This window comes from Parahaliea aestuarii, from assembly GCF_008064635.1.
Classification (GTDB): Bacteria; Pseudomonadota; Gammaproteobacteria; order Pseudomonadales; family Halieaceae; genus Parahaliea; species Parahaliea aestuarii.
In genome coordinates, this window is the sequence record NZ_VRYZ01000005.1 from 36,761 (window position 1) to 52,529 (window position 15,769).

The 15,769-nt window shown below is 57.3% G+C and carries 17 protein-coding genes; 8 read left to right on the top strand and 9 right to left on the bottom strand.

Annotated features, from left to right (window positions below; all coding sequences use genetic code 11):
* Position 1: 1 nt before the first annotated feature.
* The 3 genes from FVW59_RS11910 (at position 2) to FVW59_RS11920 (ending at position 3,444) form a co-directional block, all read left to right on the top strand.
* Positions 2–2,470, top strand: a complete 2,469-nt coding sequence (locus FVW59_RS11910) for an ABC transporter permease (RefSeq protein WP_246139721.1) — start codon at positions 2–4, stop codon at positions 2,468–2,470.
* A 126-nt stretch (positions 2,471–2,596) separates the two neighbouring features.
* A complete protein-coding gene (locus FVW59_RS11915; protein ID WP_148064574.1) occupies positions 2,597–2,995 on the top strand; it encodes a hypothetical protein in 399 nt (132 codons plus the stop codon).
* 77 nt (positions 2,996–3,072) lie between these two features.
* Positions 3,073–3,444 (top strand): hypothetical protein, encoded by a 372-nt coding sequence (locus FVW59_RS11920; RefSeq protein ID WP_148064575.1) that lies wholly within the window; start codon positions 3,073–3,075, stop codon positions 3,442–3,444.
* Between the two features lie 82 nt (positions 3,445–3,526).
* On the opposite strand, the gene FVW59_RS11925 is transcribed toward FVW59_RS11920, so the two are convergent.
* Positions 3,527–3,868 (bottom strand): DUF2200 domain-containing protein, encoded by a 342-nt coding sequence (locus FVW59_RS11925; RefSeq protein ID WP_148064576.1) that lies wholly within the window; start codon positions 3,866–3,868, stop codon positions 3,527–3,529.
* A gap of 514 nt (positions 3,869–4,382) precedes the next feature.
* Here FVW59_RS11925 and FVW59_RS11930 point away from each other — a divergent pair.
* Positions 4,383–5,267 carry a hypothetical protein gene (locus FVW59_RS11930; protein ID WP_148064577.1) on the top strand — a complete coding sequence of 295 codons (885 nt, stop codon included), beginning with the start codon at positions 4,383–4,385 and terminating at the stop codon, positions 5,265–5,267.
* A gap of 106 nt (positions 5,268–5,373) precedes the next feature.
* Here the strand turns inward: FVW59_RS11930 and FVW59_RS11935 are convergent, their stop codons facing one another.
* From FVW59_RS11935 to FVW59_RS11960, 6 genes are all read right to left on the bottom strand, one after another.
* On the bottom strand, positions 5,374–6,030 hold the full coding sequence (locus FVW59_RS11935; protein ID WP_148064578.1) for a DUF4145 domain-containing protein: 657 nt from the start codon (positions 6,028–6,030) through the stop codon (positions 5,374–5,376).
* 91 nt (positions 6,031–6,121) lie between these two features.
* Positions 6,122–6,634 (bottom strand): hypothetical protein, encoded by a 513-nt coding sequence (locus FVW59_RS11940; protein ID WP_148064579.1) that lies wholly within the window; start codon positions 6,632–6,634, stop codon positions 6,122–6,124.
* A gap of 47 nt (positions 6,635–6,681) precedes the next feature.
* On the bottom strand, positions 6,682–7,887 hold the full coding sequence (locus FVW59_RS11945; RefSeq protein WP_148064580.1) for a hypothetical protein: 1,206 nt from the start codon (positions 7,885–7,887) through the stop codon (positions 6,682–6,684).
* A gap of 520 nt (positions 7,888–8,407) precedes the next feature.
* Complete coding sequence (locus FVW59_RS11950; protein WP_148064581.1) at positions 8,408–8,902, bottom strand: TPM domain-containing protein; 495 nt, start codon at positions 8,900–8,902, stop codon at positions 8,408–8,410.
* On the bottom strand, positions 8,903–9,796 hold the full coding sequence (locus FVW59_RS11955) for a TPM domain-containing protein (RefSeq protein ID WP_148064582.1): 894 nt from the start codon (positions 9,794–9,796) through the stop codon (positions 8,903–8,905).
* The gene (locus FVW59_RS11960; RefSeq protein ID WP_148064583.1) at positions 9,789–10,391 is read right to left on the bottom strand and encodes a LemA family protein; all 603 of its coding nucleotides are present in this window, start codon (positions 10,389–10,391) and stop codon (positions 9,789–9,791) included. Before FVW59_RS11960 ends, FVW59_RS11955 begins: the two co-directional genes overlap by 8 nt.
* A 215-nt stretch (positions 10,392–10,606) precedes the next feature.
* On the opposite strand from FVW59_RS11960, the gene FVW59_RS11965 reads away from it, so the two are divergent.
* Positions 10,607–11,800: a DUF1214 domain-containing protein gene (locus FVW59_RS11965; RefSeq protein WP_148064584.1), complete on the top strand. Its 1,194-nt coding sequence runs from the start codon at positions 10,607–10,609 to the stop codon at positions 11,798–11,800.
* 9 nt (positions 11,801–11,809) lie between these two features.
* Here the strand turns inward: FVW59_RS11965 and FVW59_RS11970 are convergent, their stop codons facing one another.
* Both FVW59_RS11970 and FVW59_RS11975 read right to left on the bottom strand, forming a co-directional pair.
* Positions 11,810–12,439 carry a TetR/AcrR family transcriptional regulator gene (locus FVW59_RS11970; protein ID WP_148064585.1) on the bottom strand — a complete coding sequence of 210 codons (630 nt, stop codon included), beginning with the start codon at positions 12,437–12,439 and terminating at the stop codon, positions 11,810–11,812.
* Positions 12,439–13,419, bottom strand: a complete 981-nt coding sequence (locus tag FVW59_RS11975) for a malate dehydrogenase (RefSeq protein ID WP_148064586.1) — start codon at positions 13,417–13,419, stop codon at positions 12,439–12,441. The genes FVW59_RS11970 and FVW59_RS11975 overlap by 1 nt, the downstream gene beginning before the upstream one ends.
* A 119-nt stretch (positions 13,420–13,538) precedes the next feature.
* Between FVW59_RS11975 and ttcA the strand changes: the two genes are divergently transcribed.
* Genes ttcA through ccmB form a run of 3 tightly spaced genes read left to right on the top strand, consistent with a single transcriptional unit; the run spans position 13,539 to position 15,711 of the window.
* A complete protein-coding gene (ttcA, locus tag FVW59_RS11980; RefSeq protein ID WP_425468405.1) occupies positions 13,539–14,396 on the top strand; it encodes a tRNA 2-thiocytidine(32) synthetase TtcA in 858 nt (285 codons plus the stop codon).
* 23 nt (positions 14,397–14,419) lie between these two features.
* Complete coding sequence (ccmA, locus tag FVW59_RS11985; RefSeq protein ID WP_148064587.1) at positions 14,420–15,028, top strand: cytochrome c biogenesis heme-transporting ATPase CcmA; 609 nt, start codon at positions 14,420–14,422, stop codon at positions 15,026–15,028.
* Positions 15,025–15,711 (top strand): heme exporter protein CcmB, encoded by a 687-nt coding sequence (gene ccmB / locus FVW59_RS11990; protein ID WP_148064588.1) that lies wholly within the window; start codon positions 15,025–15,027, stop codon positions 15,709–15,711. The genes ccmA and ccmB overlap by 4 nt, the downstream gene beginning before the upstream one ends.
* Positions 15,712–15,769 lie beyond the last annotated feature (58 nt).

The following is a 15,769-nucleotide window of genomic DNA, read 5'->3' on the forward strand; positions in this document are numbered from 1 at the left end:
AATGACAGCCAGACGCATGCTGGCGCGGGACTGGCGCGGCGGCGAGTTGGGCATCCTGGTGGCCGCGCTGGTACTGGCGGTGGCTGTGGTGACCGGTATCAGCGCCTTTACCACACGCCTGCAATCGGCCCTGGAGCAGGAAAGCCACCGCTTTCTGGCGGCCGATGCCGTTCTGAGCAGTACCCGGCAGGCGCCCGGGGAATTTGTTGAAGAGGCGGGACGGCGCGACCTGCGCACTGCCACCACACTGTCCTTCCCGTCGATGATCTTCGCCGGTGAGGAAGCGATGATTCTCGCGTCGGTAAAAGCGGCCAGTGACCACTATCCGCTGCGCGGTGAATTGACCTACAGCAGCGAGCCTTTCGGGGAGGTGAAGACGGCGACCCGGGGGCCACAGCCGGGCACCGTATGGCTGGATTCGCGCCTGTTTGCGCTGCTCAACGTGACGGTGGGTGACAAGGTCGGCATCGGTGAGGCCGAATTTGTGGTGGAGGCAGCCACCCGCACCGAGCCGGACCAGGCGGCGGGGCTGTCCAGCTTTGGTCCGCGTGTGCTGATGCACTACAGCGATATTCCCGCCACTGGTGTCGTGCAACCGGGCAGCAGGGTCGAGTATCGACAGCTCTATGCCGGTGCGCCGGCGAGCGTTGAGGCATTTACCAGCTGGCTTGAACCGCAACTGGAAAACGGCCAGCGCCTGCTGGACGTGGATCAGGGGCAGCCGGGCGTGGGGCGGGCACTGGCGCGGGCCGAGCGCTTCCTGTTGCTGGCGGGCAGCCTGGCGGTGGTGCTGGCGGGAGTGGCCATTGCACTTGCCGCCCGCCGCTTCAGCGAGCGGCACACCGATTACGTGGCCATCATGAAGAGCCTGGGCGCCCAGTCCCGGGTGATCAATCGCCTGTACGGCAGCAGCCTGATCATGCTGGGGCTGGTCGCCACCGCCATTGGCTGCACCGCGGGGTGGGCCCTGCAGGCCGTCTTTTTCGGGCTGTTTGCCGATCAATTGCCGGTGACGCCGGGGCCGGCCGGCCCGCGACCCTACGCCATCGGGTTCGCCACCGCTTTCACCTGCCTGCTGTGTTTTGCCTGGCCCCCCCTGCGCCGCCTCGGGCAGGCCAGCCCCCTGCGGGTACTGCGCCGGGACATGCCCAGTGAAAACCGCCGCACCCTGGGCGATTACCTGCTGGGTTTTGTCGCCATTGCCGGCCTGATGTGGTGGTACAGCGGGGATATCCGCCTGACCGGGGCGCTGTTGCTGGGCCTGGGCGTTACCGGCGTGCTGGGCCTGGGGCTTGCCCTTACCCTGCTGCGTGGCGGTCGCCTGGTGGGCATGAGCGCCGGCAGCATCTGGCGCCTGGCGCTGGCGGGCCTGCAGCGGCGCGGCACTGCCAACGCCCTGCAGGTGGTGATCTTTGCCATGGCCATCATGTTGCTGCTGGTACTGGTGCTGGTGCGCACCTCGTTGATCCGCGAATGGCAGGCGCAACTGCCCGCCGATGCCCCCAATCACTTTATGCTCAATATCGCCCCGGATGAGGTGCAGGACATCGAGCAGATGCTGCGCAGCAGCGATGTACCCAGCGAGGCCATCTACCCGATGATCCGCGGCCGGGTGATGTCGGTGAACGCTGAGCCTCTGCCCACGCGCGATGACGCCACCGGCGAGCGCCACCAGCGCGGCGCCAACTTTACCTGGTCCGACACCGTGCCCGCCGGCAACGAACTGGTGGCGGGGCAGTGGTGGCCCGCGGGCACCGAAGAAGCCCTGGTATCGCTGGAGGAGGAGTTCGCACTGCGCCTGAACGTCAAGGTTGGCGATCGCATTGGTCTGCTGATTGGCTCCGAACCGCTGGAAGCGACGGTGGCGAGTATCCGCAAACTGGACTGGCAGTCCTTCCGGCCGAACTTTTTCATGGTGTTTCCACCCAAAGTACTGGCGGCCTTCCCGGCGACCTTCATGACCAGCTTCCACCTGGAGCCGGAGCAGAAGCCCTTCCTGAACACCTTCATCCGCCGCTTCCCGACCGTCACCGTGATTGAAATGGATGTGGTGGTGGAGCAGGTGAGGGGGATTGTCGACCAGGTTTCCGCCGCCATCGAACTGGTGCTCGGCGTGATTCTCGCGGCCGGCGCGCTGGTGCTGGTGGCCGGCGTGCGCGCCAGCGTGGATTCGCGCATGTACGAAAGCTCCATACTGCGCGCCCTGGGTGCCCGCCGCGGCTTGATACTGGGCGGGCTGGCTATCGAGTTCGCCGCCCTCGGCCTGTTCGCAGGCCTACTGGCAACGGTAGCGGCGGAATTCTCCGTCTATCTGCTGCAGGCCTGGGTGCTGGACATGCGCTACGTGCCATCGCCCTGGCTGTGGCCGATTGGCATTGCCTCCGGAACACTGCTGATTGGTGCGCTGGGGGTGTTTAGCTGTCGGGGTGTAGTGTCGAGTCCGCCGTTGGCGGTTTTGCGGGAGTTGTAGTTAGCTCTGCTTTTCTTATTGGTATGAAGTAGATGATTTGTTGCGGTTGGATTTGAAGTGGAGTCAGTTGTAAATATCAGTAACGATTAGTCCGGCTTGTATTGTGAAATCGCTCTCCAGTCCCGTATGGATTTTGATTTCATGGTACAGCAGCCTAAGGCCAGCGAGGTCCAACGCAGTTTGGAATCGATTTGTGCTGGCAAAGTTCAAAAAAAGCTATCGACTAATCACGAAAAGGAATTCGACATGAAGAGTTCAAAGTCTACACTTGAAAATGGCTTGATACCTCTCAGCGAGAATGAAGTAGAGAATGTGTCTGGCGGGTACAATCTGGCAATGATCAATACCGGGGCGACGATGATAGGTTCCTCAATTGGTATGGCCGCACTGGGGTTTGCTACTCTTGGCCCATTGGGGGCTCTGGTGGCGGGTGGTTTGGCCTTCAGTGGAGGAGTGATGGTGGGAACAGGTTTTACCTCCGGCGGAGGTAGCAACACTACCAACAAGTACTCAAATTCACATTAATAATCTGATTGTGAATAAATATAGCCATGCTATTTGCTGGCATGGCTATATAAACTGAAATTTTAGTGGATTTTGCCATGGACAGGGAGACCCAAAAAATAGAGCGGAAAATTCCGCAATACATCACCGTAGGTCCGGTGTGTAGAGTTCTTTCTTTTCTTGTTTTTATTTGCGGCGCTTACGTTCTATTTCGTCAGGTTTTTCTTGGGAGTACTATTTACTCGGAAGTGCAGTTTTTGTTTCTTTCATTTTACTTGGTCGCTGCTTTGTATATTGCTGTAAAAGGCAGGGTAAGCACATTTAGGTTAGCGGGAAATAAAGCTCATCCTGAAGTTGATGTTCAGGATATGGGTAAGTTTCTTTTTTCTCTTACGCCTGGGAGTGTGTTTTTCTACGTTGGATTTTTCGTGATAGCGGTGGTTACGATTAAGTTAATGGTCTTGGATTGATGAATTTGGTTAGGCTCTCATAGGTGAGAGCTTTCCTATGCACTCAACTAATGGTCATTGGCTCTATTTGCACGTATTACTGCTATCTCAGAATCTTATCCATTGCCCTACCTTCCGCCAACTCGTCAATAAGCTTGTCCAGGTATCGTATCTTCTGCATCAGCGGATCGTCGATCTCTTCCACCCGCACCCCGCACACCACTCCCTTGATGAGTGAGCTGTTGGGGTGCAACGCCGGCGCCTGAGAGAAGAAGGCTTCAAAATCGCTTTCCGCTTCTATTTGTTGACGCAGTCCTGCAGCATCATAGCCGGTAAGCCAGAGAATAATGCCATCGACTTCCTGCTTTGTGCGATTCTTTCGTTCAGCCTTCTGGATATACAATGGGTATACCTTGGAAAAGGGCATTTTGAATATTTTATGCATTTTTGTATTGAGCTTTCACCATTGTTGGCTGTGATCGCTTGAATAGGATTGCGGAGAATTTATCACGGCAGCTGCCTGAATCACCTCTTTAAGGCCGCACCCTTGAGTTTAGAAGCGGGCAGCCCCTAAACCAAGGAGAAGACGTGCGATCGATTTTTGAAGTGGTCTCCAGGGTCCTCATAGCGGACCTTTTCGTACTACTCTCTCCTGTCAGCGGCTGTGAAGGTAGGGGGCCGTTCACTAGTCGATAGAACGTACAGCCACCCCTTCACCTGAATGGGGACGCATAGGAAAGTGGTACAGAAGATTTAGTTTCGAGCGAACCGGTTCCAACTTACCTCATTACTATTGATCAACGCAAAATCTGCCCTCTGTCCCGGCAAAAAGCTTGCGGTCAGCGACAATCGTATGTTAGTCATAACCACTTTCTGCACTCTTGATCAGTGGATTTTCTAGGTAGCTAATGTACGATACCTGAAGAACTCTTTTAGAAATGGGACATTGCTATCATCGTATGAAGCTTCTTCGCATGTGGCCTTTGGTCAGCGCAGCCTTATTAGTGGGATGCAAGATTGTAATCCTTCCCATGGAAGGTGGAAGTGTTGTTTCAGCGTCAGGAGCCTACGACTGCGCTGATGGCCATCGGTGTGTGATCGATGTGTACGATGTTTTTTTTGATGAAAGATTCACAGCAGTTCCTGCCCCTGGCTATGAGTTCACCACATGGCGGCGGGCACCAGAACGATTTTGTGGAGGTTCTACAGAAGCATGCAGGCTTAAGACGACAGCTTTCCCAGGAAACGATGCTCTGCTAGATATCCTTGAATCAGACAAAGAGTTTTTCTTGGAGCCAATATTCCGAAAGGTCTATCCAGGAGAATACAGGATCACGTATCGAGCGAACGATGCTCCACGGGTGATTGATAGCAACGGCAGAGTCATCGGGAGCTTTATCAGAACTAACGAATACGGAACTTCGTGGGATATCCAGGTCAATTTTGAGGGTCTTGAAGCGCCCTACGTACTTACCGTTCTTGAAGTAGCGCATGCACCTGTCCCGCAGGGCTTCTATCACGCTGATATTGGTTATTCTGGAGGCGATTGCAGTGATCAGCATAGACCGATGGCGCTATCAGAAGCTAACAATGAGTTTGATCCCTATCGCGTCTACATGCGTGGCTCAGAACGCATTTACATCCCCACCCCAAATGGCCGGCCATCAGAGCTTGATTTTAGAATGCGCTGGTCAGCTTATGGTTTAGGATGCGAAGCCTACGCGGATTTTAGGAATCCCGTCCTTAGTTACCCCCTTTCCAACACCAATCTAGAAATCTATTTCCCGCTAAAGGTTGAAGGTACAGATATCATTATTAACCAGCACTTGGATCTAGTTATATAACGCTTTCCAGGTTTGGTTTGTCATTCCGAATCGTCCTCAAAGCTGACGTTCAACGCCCGGCTCTGCGGGCCGGGCCGAAGCGTAGGCGCCCGACAACAGCCGCTTGTTAGGCCAGCTGAACTGCCAGAAATTGTTCAATATCGCGAATCATGCTTTGTACATCTGATTCAGTAAATTCTTCTGGTTTTCCGTGAGCTGCGCTATTACGAATATCTGCCAAAGCAGTAATTCGCTTTTGCTGTAGCTTGTTGTAAATCCCGGCTTTAGCTAGATCTGAATTCATTTTATCGAGCTTTCCAGTAGGAATGCTTTCTCTAGTGCAAATATCTCTGAGCGCTGTTTCCAAGACCACTCCTGCAATTACCGCAGCTGCTAATTTATACCCACTCGAAAGAAGCTCACCTGCCTGCTCCAGCTCACTATCGAATACGTTGGCTTGAATAAGATTTTTAATGGATGTCAAATAACCACCCTTATAATCATCCATCGCAGCTATAAACACTGCCTTCATCCTTTTAAAAGGGTCAGAACTGGACTCATAAGACTTCAGCTCTTCGGCCTTTGAAAACTCTTGATAATGCTGAGATGCTTCACCACAGGTAGCAACTAACAAATTCTTCGCTTTGACCTTCCACGTTAGAGCCTTCTCGTCATCCATTTCGGTGTAATCACCAAAATCACCACGATGCCGCTGAATCGTCGATTCGATTCCAGGTAGCTCCGATACGAGCTGATCAAATCTATCAGATAACTTCTGTAGCAAAATATTCCTCCTTTGGCCTAACGCTTCAAGCAGGGGTTGGTTTGGAGCACAGCAGAAAACCAGTCCGAAAACATGCGCTTGTTATTTGAATTTAGTGCCGAGCAAACCATTCTAGTTTCTCTTGAACTTGTGGTTGATCCTCTTCATATATGCATCTATATCCGACAGTTAAAGTAGTTTTAGCCAAAGACTGCCTTATTGCTTGCCTGATGTTTTCCTGGTCAGACGTAAATGACGCCTGAATCAGAGTGAATTCTTTTTGCGGTGCCAATACCCTACCTTCTATATCATCCGCGAAAGTTTCCCAAGTGATTTTTGAGGCCGCCCCATTAAATGAATCGATCAACCGCTTGAATGAACTTTTGTCTTTTGAGATCTCAAATTTAGTAATTATTAGTGGGCCCATTCCATAGTTTTTAAGCCTAACAAATATGTGATTTTCATAATCACCTTTAGAAAAGTGAGCGATTGGTTTCACTGATAGTTTATTGTGTTTCTTTTGGGCAGAAAGCGTTCGTATTGCTACAAACAGTGAAATAAGCGAAATAACTACGGCTGATATAGCTGTAATTGTTTGTGCATTATTTGATATCCAGCACATCACTATTCAACTCTCCTTTTCACATAACGCCACGGATGCACTTGTTAGCCCTATTTTTTGCTTTTGGTTCTTTCATCGTTTTCTTCGATGTGTTTCGGGACTTGATACCACGAACCCTTCTTCTTTCTGACCATTCTCTGCATGGCTAGGGCATCAGGGTTAGAAATATCAAAATCAACATCTTCCTCCGTCAAAGAAGGGGCATTCGTAAAATCGTTTAGGTGCTTGACTAGTTCATCGTGCTTGAAATTTGTATTCAATATATCAACCTCTTCTTTCTCTCGCCACCCCGGTAGATGCTTATCCCAAACGGTGGACACATAGAACTCTTTTTCTTTTGGGGGATTGCCGGCAAATGTGGTTATACCTTTTCCTTTTTCTTCTGAAGGTAGTGCTTCGAAGTGCGTGTTCACCTCATTCAAACCTTTTTTCAGATCTGGCCCCCACAAAAACTGCTGATTAGAGCGCAAAAATAATGGCGCACATTTTTTATGCAGCTTGTCGGAAGATACGAAAATCATCGAAAAGGGAAGATAGAACAGATAACCGATATCGATCCGGTTTGATGGCCTTTCTGAGGGGATTAAGTTTGCGGCTAGTGCTATCTGAAAAAACAACTCTACCGTGAACACATACGCTAGGTAAGGAGCGTATCGAGTGAGAGGGGGATAGTTGTGCAAACTCCAACGCTGTAATATTTCTCTGTGGTGCTTAGGCTGAACACCTAGAAACAACAACGCCAAGTACATTCGATCGAATGGCTTCTCCCGTGCGGAAGCGATACTTACTGCAAGTTTTTTGGCCTGCTCCAGTGTATTACAGGATTTCCCATCAACTCCTAGGGTTCTGAATCGCCCCGCAACCTCGTTTAGATCGAGATTGGAAACCATTTCTCTCCATCCGGATGCATAGTGTCGTTCAACCTCCCAAAACGATCCATGCTGCCATCGCGAGAAGGCTTTGGATTCGGCAGATTCTTCGAAAACAACGCCCGACCTCCCGCCACCCTTTACAGGCCTTCCTCCTGCTACAAGTATCTGCCCGGTCATAGGTGTGCGATGACCGAAAAGCTCTCCCATGCAGGCAGTAACATGCATCACGTTTGGCGTTCCATGCATCTCTGGAAATTTTTCCGCAATTATTCGTACTTCATCTTCTGCTGTTCTCCCTGATCGGGGGGATTTGCTTAAATCGGCTAGTGTTTCAACGTAAAACAACGGACAGATATTCGTGAGAAAAAAGTGATCAAACCACACCGACTCATTCAGGCTGAGTGACTGAAGAAACGACTTGTCAAAAAGTGTTATAGGTCCCATTTCTTTTAAGCTAACAGTTTAATAAATAGAATTCCGCCTATGCCACACAGTAGGTTTTTCTGGATAGCTTGAAGAACTTGAGGAAAATCATGCTGTTACGCCTCCTTGCGTTCAGGTTGGAGTTGTCTAAAAGAAGCAACCATTGTTCATAAGACCCCTCGGAGTCTTATGTGCACACAGAAGTTTAGAGGAATATCACTCATAAACGATAGTTTATCCATAAGCCTATCGTAGAAAACCTGCCATCAGTATTTTTCTCATCGGACCAGCAACTGACAAATCAGGCCAGATCGATTTAGAACTGCACATATAGCCAGGCAAGATAATACTGCGGGGGCTGTCTGCTCTGTGGCGGAAGCAGAATTTCTCCATATATAGCCAACTGATCGCCCGCTCCTGACTCCACTTAGTATGCCGCCAGACAATGTTTGCTGCTAATAAGTATCTCAGCGAATATTTTCTATAGCACCACTGGCTTGTTGGGAAGCTCATTCTGGTCACTCTCATCCGGCGGAAAATGCTCCCGAATAATCGCACAAACCGCTTCCACCCCAGCAATGGTGCCCTGCTGATAGCGGCCCTCTGCAAACGCTTGCTCCATCCCGGTACAAATGGCCTGCCATTGCTCGCTGCTCACCTTGCCGTTAAAGCCCCGGTCGGCGACGATTTCAATGTCCTTCTCCGACAGCAGCAGGTAAATCAACACGCCGTTGTTGGCTTCGGTGTCCCATACGTGGAGTCGGGAGAAGGCTTCGATAGCGCGCTCCCTTGCTGTATGCCCACGCGCAAGGCTCGCGAGGTCCATTGAGCACTCCACGGCAAAGCGCAGCTCCCCGCTGTGGCGCCGTTCGGATGCCGCGATGGCCTGTTCGATGCTATCCAGCACTGCCTTCGGGAAATGCCTGCGCAGTGACCAGCGGGTAGTGAGCAGGTTGCGCAGCCAGCGCTTGTTCATTTACCACCCCCCCGAGGCGCCGCCGCCTCCAAAACCGCCGCCACCACCGCCGAATCCTCCTCCGCCACCGCCGAAGCCTCCGCCACCGAAGCCTCCACCATAACCCCCTCCGAAGCCGCCGCGGTCGGACCAGGTATTGCCGCCCGGTACGAGCATGGCGACTGCTAAGGTGACAATGGCAATGATGAATGCGAGGCCGATGGCGCCGGCGATGGCCCAGGTCAGGCCGCCGGTCATAGCCGCAAGGCCGATACTGCCGCCGGTTCGGCCGAGCAGGGAGTGGAGGGTGCCAGTGAGTATCCAGCCGACTACGAAGATGACTGGCAGCAAGGTGCCCCAGTCGATGCCCTGGCTGCTGCGCCCCCGGGACTTTGCCGGCGGCGGCAGTTCCTCCCCCCGGATCAGTGTTTCCAGCGCCTGGCTGCCGGCTTTTATGCCGCCGAAATAATCGTTGTTGCGAAAGTGGGGTGCGATCATCTCGTCGATGATCTGGCGCGCCTGGGCATCGGTAATGGCGCCTTCCAGGCCGTAGCCCACCTCAATGCGCATGCGCCGGTCCTGCCTGGCGATCAGCAGCAGGGCGCCGTCATCAAATTTTTCCCGCCCCAGCTGCCACTGGTCCACCACCCGTATGCTGTAGGCGGCGATGTCTTCCGGCGCGGTACTGTCCACCACCAGGATGGCGAGTTGACTGCCGGTGTCTTTCTCCAACTGGGCGAGCCGGGCCTCCAGTGTCTGGCGCTGCTCGGCATTGAGTGTGCCGGTAAAGTCGCTGACCCGCTGCTCCAGCTTCGGCACCGCCTGCAGTGGCTGGGCCGCAAGCCCGCACGCGCCAAGAAACAGGGCGAGGGCAATGGCCCAGCGCAGGCACGGGGCGAAGCGGAGTTCAGCCATCGTCGCCGAATTTCACCTCGGGCGGGCGGGAGAGTTCGGCCTCGTTTTCAACGGTGAAGGAGGGCTTCACCTCGAAGCCGAAGAGCATGGCGGTCAGGTTGCTGGGGAAGGAGCGGGCGAGGGTGTTGTATTCGCGTACGCTGTCAATATAGCGATTGCGGGCCACGGTAATGCGGTTCTCGGTACCCTCCAGCTGGGCCTGCAAATCGCGGAAGTTGGCGTCGGACTTGAGCTCGGGGTAGCGCTCCACGGTAACCAGCAGGCGCGAAAGGGCGCTGCTCAACTGCCCCTGGGCCTGCTGGAATTGCTCCATGGCGGCGGGGTCGTTCACCATCTCCGGCGACACCTGGATGCTGCCGGCCTTGGCCCTGGCTTCGGTAACACCCGTCAGTACGTCTCTTTCCTGTTTGGCGAAGGCTTCCACGGTGCGCACCAGGTTGGGAATCAGGTCGGCGCGGCGCTGGTACTGATTCAGCACCTCGGCCCAGGCGGCCTTGATCTGTTCGTCCCCGGCGGTGAGGCGATTGTAGCCGCAGCCGCTGAGGGTCAGCACGGCCATAAGCAGTACGGTGAATTTGAAGATGCGCTGCTGCATGGGGGTTCTCCCTGTTGCGGGCCTGTTGGCTTGCCATGGAGTGTAGTCGCGGCCCCGGGTGCCCACAAGCGGGATGTCTGGTTCAGCAAACTGGCATGGCCGGGCTTATCCCGCCGTTGTGCCGCGGTGGCGCTGGTTGCCCGGTCAAGGGCTGTGCTACACCAATGTCCATGTCCCCGGTCACGGGGCGACCATAACAATAACAGGAGCAACCGATGGACAGACGTGAATTCCTGCAGGGCGCCGGCACCATCGGCGGACTCTCGCTGTTGGGGGCCTCTCTTGCCAGTGCCAGTACCAGCGATGGCGGCAGCCGCAGTCGCGGCGCCATGGCGGACCTGCTGCAGGCCCTGGCCGAACTGGAGGCGACCTTCCTCAGCCCCGCCTACGGCATCACCCGGCCCGACGATGTCGCCGAAGGAGAGCGGGTGCTCGCCCACATCCTGCAAACCGGCCTGCAGTTCTGGCTGGAGGCGGATCCGGCGCGGCCGGTGTTTGTGCCCTATGTCACCCAGCGGCGCAAGTTGCTGGGCGACAATCCGGATGCACTCTATTACTTCGCTCCGGTACACGGCGGCGGCCGTTACCGTATTCGCGGCCACATCGGGACGGCCACTTTTACCTCCTTCACGGTTGAAGCGGGTAGCGCGGAGGGCGGGGCGGCCACGGCGTCGATTGCCGAACTGGATGATCGCAAGCTGCAGGTAAATCCCGACGGCAGTTTCGAGATCCACCTGGGTGGTGAAAAGCCGGCGAGCGGCAACTGGCTGCCGCTGCCCGCCGAGGCAGGGCAGGTCACCACGCGCCACTACTACGAGACGCCGCACTGCGTGATGGCCGATCTGGGCGCGCGGCAGGAACTGGCGATAGAAGCGATTGATCCCCTTCCACCGGCGCCCTGGGGAGGGGATAGCCAGGTGGCGCAATCCCTGCGCAATGTCGCCAATTTTGTGCGCGGGCAGATGCCATTGGCCATTCCCGACCCCGCCAGGCGGCCAGCCATTCCGTGGGTGTCTATGCAGCCCAACCAGTTCAACGCCCCGGGGCAGTGGCGCAGCGAAAGCGGCTACGGCAATCTCAGCGCCTGGTACGCCATGGCGCCCTATGTCGTAATGCCCGGCCAGGCGCTGGAGATTCGCGGCCGTTTCCCGGACTGCCGCTTCGCCAACGTCGTGCTGTGGAACCGCTTCATGCAGACCTACGACTACACCCGGCGCCAGGTGTCATTCAATCGCAACCAGCTTGCCTATGAGGAGGATGGCAGCTTCCGCATTGTGCTGGCCCATGAAGATCCGGGGCATCCGAACTGGCTGCAGACCGAGGGGAGGGTGTCGGGGCTGGTGTACTGGCGCTATTTGTTGCCGCGCGGGGAGCCGCAGGCGGTCTCGGCACGTCTTATTACGCTGTAGCAGGCCGGGTCAGTTGCTGGCGGGTTCCCGCCGGATACCGGCGATAAAGGTGCTGACGCTCAGGTCCACCTGGCGCTGCAGGTCGATGTGGCGCTGGAACAGGTCGGGAACGTCGACCCGCAGGGTCGCCAGGCCGTGGATGCCGGCCCAGGCCACGTTGGCGAGGTAGGCGAGATCCTGTTCGGCAAAAATTTCCCGCTCCATGCCGTGGCGCAGAATGCTCTGTACCAGCAGGAAGGTGGCACGGCTGGCCTCGCGCAGTTCCGGGTATTGCACCGCGGGCTGGGTGCTGGGACCGAACATCAGTTTGAACAGTTGCGGGTTTTCCACCGCGTAGGCCACATAGGCGTGGGCGAAGGCGGCGAGCTGCTCTTCCGGGCAGTCACCGGAAACGTCGCCGGCCTGTTTCAGGCTGGTGAGCAGCCCGCGATAACCGCGGGCGGCCATGGCGGCAAAAAGCTCGCCCTTGTCGGCGAAGTGGCGGTAGGGGGCCGTCTGGGACACGCCGATGGCGCGTGCCAGGGCGCGCAGGCTGAGATCCTCCGCGCCCTTTTCCCGCAGCTGCGCCACGGCGGTGTCGAGCAGTTCTGCTCGCAGATTGCCGTGGTGGTAGCTGCGGTTGGCCCCCTCGTCGCTCATCAGGGCAGCAGGTGCTGAACGGCGTCGCGCTCTTCGGCCAGCTCGGTTTCAGTGGCCTTCATTTTGGCCTGGCTGAATTCGCCGACTTCCACGCCCTGGACGATTTCCCACTCGCCGTTGCTGCAGCGGCAGGGGAAGGAGTAGATCAGGCCCTCGGCGATGCCGTAGGAACCGTCGGAGTAAACGCCCATGGAAACCCAGTCGTCACCCTCGGTGCCCAGCGCCCAGGAGCGCATGTGGTCGCTGGCGGCGTTGGCGGCGGAGGCAGCGGAAGAGGCACCGCGGGCCTTGATGATGGCGGCGCCGCGCTGCTGCACGGTGGGGATGAAGTCATTCTCGTACCAGGCCTGGTCGACCAGGTCGATGGCTTTCTCGCCGCTGACCTTGGCATTGAACAGGTCGGGGTACTGGGTGGCGCTGTGGTTGCCCCAGATGGTCATGTTGGTCACGTCGTTGACGGTCTTGCCGGTTTTCTGGGCGATCTGGGTCATGGCGCGGTTGTGATCCAGACGGGTCATCGCGGTGAAGTTGCGCGGGTCGATGTCCGGCGCGTTGCGCTGGGCGATCAGGGCGTTGGTGTTGGCGGGGTTGCCCACCACCAGCACTTTGATGTTCTTGCTGGCGTTGTCGTTGATGGCCTTGCCCTGTACCGAGAAGATGGCGGCGTTGGCTTCCAGCAGGTCCTTGCGCTCCATGCCGGGGCCGCGGGGGCGGGCGCCTACCAGCAGGGCGTAGTCGGCGTCCTTGAAGGCTACGTTCGGGTCGTCGGAGCAGGTGATGCCGGCCAGCAGGGGGAAGGCGCAGTCATCGAGTTCCATGCGCACGCCTTCGAGGGCTTCCATGGCGGGGGTGATGTCCAGCAGTTGCAGAATAACGGGCTGGTCGTCGCCCAGCATGGAGCCGGAGGCGATGCGGAACAGCAGGGCGTAGCCGATCTGGCCCGCGGCGCCAGTGACGGTGACTCGAACAGGTGCTTTCATGGAGAGGCGTCCTCAGTAGTCGGTTGAGTGGTAAGTGGGGGAAATCGGGGCGCACATTGTCCGGGGAAATGGATGAAAAAACAAGCAGGCCCCTGTAAAATGCGCCGCGAATCAATGACATGAAACCGAGCAACATGCGCGAACTTTCCCGCAAGGAAAAAACCGAGTTCAACAAGCTGCAGAAGCGACTGCGCCGCAACGTGGGCAACGCGATTGTCGACTACAACATGATCGAGGACGGCGACCGGGTGATGGTCTGCCTGTCCGGCGGCAAGGACTCCTACGGCATGCTCGATGTGCTGATGAACCTGCAGCAGAGTGCGCCGGTGAAATTCGAGCTGGTGGCGGTGAACCTCGACCAGAAGCAGCCCGGCTTTCCCGAGGAGGTGCTGCCGGCCTACCTGGAGCAGCTCGGGATTCCCTACTACATCCTGGAAAAGGACACCTACAGCATCGTGCGCGAGGTGGTGCCCGAGGGCAAAACCACCTGCGGCCTGTGCTCGCGCCTGCGCCGCGGCAGCCTCTACGGTTTCGCCCAGGACATCGGCGCCAACAAGATCGCCCTCGGTCACCACCGCGACGACATCGTCGAGACCCTGTTCCTCAACATGTTCTTCCAGGGTTCCCTCAAGGCCATGCCGCCCAAGCTGCTCAGCGACGATGGCAAAAACGTGGTGATCCGTCCGCTGGCCTACTGTAAAGAGAAGGACCTTGCGGCCTACGCAGACTACAAGGCCTTTCCCATCATTCCCTGTAATCTCTGCGGCTCCCAGGAGAACCTGCAGCGGCAGCAGGTCAAGCAGATGCTGTCCGACTGGGAGCGCCAGTATCCGGGCCGCACCGAAACCATCTTTGGCGCCATTCGCAATGTGGCGCCTTCGCAGCTGGCCGACAGAGAGCTGTTTGATTTCGCCAGTCTGCGCGCCGAAGTTGACAGCGACCTGCACCTCCCCGGCATCCGGGTCGTCAACCTCTAGTGGTCGCCTCCGGCAGCGGCGCTGTGCTTGCCGCCGGCCCCCTCTTGCACGCGCAGGGGCTGGGCCTGGAGCGCGGCGGCCGCGAGCTGTTTCGCGATCTGTCCTTTGCCGTTGAACCCGGCCACCTGATGCAGGTGGAGGGCGCCAATGGCGCCGGAAAAACCAGCCTGCTGCGTATCCTTGCCGGCCTGTCTCGCTACGGTTTCAGCGGCAGTGTAGAGCGCTGCGCACCACTGCTCTACCTGGGCCATCACAGCGCCGTAAAGGCAATGCTGAGCCCGCGCGAGAACCTGGCCTGGCATATTTCCGGCGCGGGCAGTTACAGCCGCGAGCAGATCGATGAAGCGCTGGCCAGGGTCGGGCTCTACGGTTACGAGGATGTGCCCAGCCACGCTCTGTCTGCCGGCCAGCACCGACGGGTCAACCTGGCGCGGCTCTACTTGTCCGCAGCGCCACTGTGGTTACTGGACGAACCTTTTACGGCCATTGACCGCGACGGCGTGGCGGAACTGGAGGCCCTGCTGGTAGGCCACGCGCAACAGGGCGGGGCGGTGGTGCTCACCTCCCACCAGAGCCTGTCGGTGAGCTATCAGGTGGCCATGCTCAGCCTGAGCGCGGGGTTGCAGCCGTGAGCGCGCCGGGCACGCTGGCCTTCAGTGGCCGCCTGCTGCGCCGGCAACTGGTGCTGGCCCTGCGCCGGCCGGTGGATATCGGTAATCCCCTGCTGTTCTTCGCCATGGTGGTGGTCCTGTTTCCCCTGGGGCTGGGCCCGGTGCCGGCGGCGCTGGCCAGCTTTGCCCCCGGCATCCTGTGGATCATCGCCCTGCTGGCCAACCTGCTGACAGCCGACAATCTGTTTCGCGGCGACTTTGAAGACGGCAGCCTGGAACAGTTGCTGCTCTCGCCGCAACCGCTCTACATATCGGTGCTGGCCTATGTGCTGGCCCAGTGGCTGGTGACCGGCCTGTTGCTGGCGCTGGTATCGCCCCTGTTTGCAGTGATGCTGGGCCTGGCGGGGGCTGCCATACCGGTGTTGATTGCCAGCTTGTTGCTGGGCACGGCCGTACTCAGCCTGGTCGGGGGCATCGGCGCAGCCCTCACTGTGGGCCTGAATCGCGGCGGCATGCTGATCGCCCTGTTGATCCTGCCCTTTTACATGCCGGTGCTGATTTTTGGCAGTGCAGCGGTACAGGCGGTGGTTAGTGGTATGCCCGCTGCACCACATCTTGCTATCCTCGGCGCCATGCTCTGCCTGGCCCTTGCCCTGGCGCCACTGGCAATTGGCGCGGCACTGCGGATCAGTGTGGATGCCTGACACCCTTGAGAGGACCTGCCTGTGAACAGTGACAGGTCCCAGTTGTTGGCCTTTGGCC